1 pseudogene is annotated in these 482 nt (G+C 30.3%); it reads right to left on the bottom strand.

What is annotated here, in order from left to right:
* Window positions 1–166: 166 nt before the first annotated feature.
* A pseudogene (locus Q0838_RS14250) lies at window positions 167–397 on the bottom strand (helix-turn-helix domain-containing protein); the annotation flags it as partial.
* Window positions 398–482: the final 85 nt, after the last annotated feature.

Below are 482 nucleotides of genomic sequence, written 5' to 3'. Positions count from 1 at the left end.
TTAGAGCCATCAATTAAGATTTTAAGGTAAGGATTGATGAGTAAAACGAATCATAGCCTTACCGTTGTGCATAATGCAGAAAATGCACGTGTTAAACATCAAAATTCGTCATAAGTATTAAACGATAGTATTTTAAATTTCTACTAAGTAAGGAAAGAAATGGAATCTACCAATCAGAGAGTTTTAAATTGGCTCGAAACTTTGATGGGGTTATTGATGTATGCTTTTTAAATAACCTTGTAAAATATGAATAGTTAAGATAACCTAACTCTAGTGCTATATCACCTACTGATTTTTGTGTAAAAGTCAACATTCGCTTACTCTCAAGAACATTTTTTTGAGCAATTAAATCCGTTACCGTTTTATTAAGTTTATCCTTACAAATTCTATTAAGGTGTTTTAAAGTAACTGAGTTATACGCTTAGGCTCTGTTTAATTTGATTTTGATAAACTGGTTTAGCTTCTACCATTCTGGTAATTGT

The sequence above is a fragment of the uncultured Nonlabens sp. genome, assembly GCF_947495285.1.
GTDB lineage: Bacteria > Bacteroidota > Bacteroidia > Flavobacteriales > Flavobacteriaceae > Nonlabens.
This window is presented reverse-complemented; position numbering and strand designations above follow the sequence as displayed.